Origin of the sequence: Blautia sp. An249 (genome assembly GCF_002159835.1) — a bacterium.
In the GTDB taxonomy this organism is placed as follows: domain Bacteria; phylum Bacillota; class Clostridia; order Lachnospirales; family Lachnospiraceae; genus Blautia_A; species Blautia_A avistercoris.
Window position 1 is genome coordinate 1 of the sequence record NZ_NFJL01000057.1, and the last position, 1,722, is coordinate 1,722.

Below are 1,722 nucleotides of genomic sequence, written 5' to 3' on the forward strand. Positions count from 1 at the left end.
AAGCAGGCCGCCAAAGCCCTGAACTTCATCACCGAACACCAGATTGACAGCTACGCCGATTTGGAGGGCCGGATTGCGGAGATCAGCGCAACCAATGACGAGGCCGCCGCCGCGCTCAAAACCGTGGAGCGCCGTCTTGCGGATATGGCGGTGCTGATAAAGGACATTTCCACCTACAAGAAGCTGCGGCCCCTGGCGCTGGAAATGAGAAAGGCAAAAGACAAGGCCGCGTTCCGGCGGGAGCATGAAAGCCAGCTTCTCTTATACGAGGCAGCGGCAAAGGCCCTAAAGGACGCCGGGGTGACAAAACTCCCCAACCTGGCCGCGCTCAAAGCCGAGTACAAGAAGCTGGACGAGGAAAAAGGACGGCTGTACGAAAGGTACAGCGAAGTGAAAGCAGAATTGACAGAATACGGTATCATCAAGCAGAACGTGGACAGTATCTTGCGGGTGACGCCGGGAAAGGAGCAGACACAAGAGCTATGAACATACCGCGAATGAATTACCGCCAGTACCGCAAGGCCCGGCGGCTCACGCATGAGTGCTGCAATTACTGTGACGGAAACTGCCTCCTGCTGGACGACGGGGAGGAATGTGTTTGCGTCCAGAGCATTTCCTATTCGCTGCTGTGCCGGTGGTTCAAGGCCGCCGTCCTGCCGCTGGACGCGGCCCTGTGCGCCGAGATCAGCAAAAGCCGGGAGGAAGTGAAACGCTGTACCGTGTGCGGGGCCGCCTTTGTGCCAAAGTCCAACCGGGCCAAATACTGCCCGGATTGTGCGGCCCGTGTGCGCCGGAAGAAAGAGGCCGAAAGGCAGCGGCAAAGATACCTGCACTCTACGCATTTAGGCCGTTAAAATCCCCGCCATTTCAAGGCTTTTTTGGCATGGTCGGCGGGGAGGCAGGACAGATTATCAAATCCCCACCAGAACGGGGTTCTAAATGCGTAGGAAAATCTTTCCGCCCCTGGTATTCCCGGCGCTTCTGTGGTATGCTGGACAGGACGATAATCAAGGACAGGAGTGGACGGGATGGACAGCCAGGAAACGCTATTGGACTATGCCACGATTAAGGCCGCCGTCGCTGGTGAGAAGTGGGCCACGGAAAAGGTGATAATGCACTATGCCCCTTTCATTGACGAGCTGGCCGTTGATGAAGATATGAAGCAGTACCTTATTATGAAGCTGCTGGAAAAACTGCCGGACTTTCCGATGGAACAGGAATAAACGAAAAAAGAGCGCCGGACGCAGAGGCCAAACAGCCCCCGCGCCCGGCGCTTCGCTTTTTGCTTGATTACTCGTCCGTAAACTGAAACCGCTGCGCCTCAAAGTCGGCGTCGCTCATGGCGTCTAGCTTGTCGGCGGTCTGGCGGGCCAGCGCCCGCATTTCCTCGTCCATATCCGGCATAGCCGCCCGGACAGCCGCCGCCGTCCTGCGCCGGTCGCTTTTGTGGTACATACAAATCAGGTTTTCTTCCTCCACGGTAAAATACATTTTTCATACCTCCAATTCGTTTGACTTGCTTCTGGTCGGGGCCTTTTTCGGGGCCTGGGCCTGTTTGGTTTCGGATAGCTGCTTTCGGATGGAGGCGCGGGGCCGCCGCACCTCCTTGTCCCGGTTCTCGTCCTTTCCGATCACGGCATAGACACCGCGCCGGTCTTTCATGCCGGTAAAGCATAGGGATTGATAGGGCAGCATGGAAAACAGCCGGTCAGTGTCCTTGCT

Annotated in this window: 3 protein-coding genes and 2 pseudogenes; 3 read left to right on the plus strand and 2 right to left on the minus strand. The window is 56.9% G+C overall.

Going from position 1 to position 1,722, the window contains the following annotated elements; all coding sequences use genetic code 11:
• The 3 genes and pseudogenes from B5F53_RS19435 to B5F53_RS19445 all read left to right on the plus strand — a co-directional run.
• Positions 1 to 486: pseudogene (locus B5F53_RS19435) on the plus strand (relaxase/mobilization nuclease domain-containing protein); the annotation flags it as partial.
• Positions 483 to 854 carry a cysteine-rich VLP domain-containing protein gene (locus tag B5F53_RS19440; protein ID WP_087227128.1) on the plus strand — a complete coding sequence of 124 codons (372 nt, stop codon included), beginning with the start codon at positions 483 to 485 and terminating at the stop codon, positions 852 to 854. The pseudogene B5F53_RS19435 and the gene B5F53_RS19440, both read left to right, overlap by 4 nt.
• Positions 855 to 1,028: 174 nt before the next feature.
• Complete coding sequence (locus B5F53_RS19445; protein ID WP_087227129.1) at positions 1,029 to 1,223, plus strand: helix-turn-helix domain-containing protein; 195 nt, start codon at positions 1,029 to 1,031, stop codon at positions 1,221 to 1,223.
• A gap of 67 nt (positions 1,224 to 1,290) precedes the next feature.
• Here B5F53_RS19445 and B5F53_RS19450 read toward each other — a convergent pair whose 3' ends face one another.
• Positions 1,291 to 1,491 carry a transposon-transfer assisting family protein gene (locus B5F53_RS19450; protein WP_087227131.1) on the minus strand — a complete coding sequence of 67 codons (201 nt, stop codon included), beginning with the start codon at positions 1,489 to 1,491 and terminating at the stop codon, positions 1,291 to 1,293.
• Between the two features lie 3 nt (positions 1,492 to 1,494).
• A pseudogene (locus tag B5F53_RS19455) lies at positions 1,495 to 1,722 on the minus strand (hypothetical protein); the annotation flags it as partial.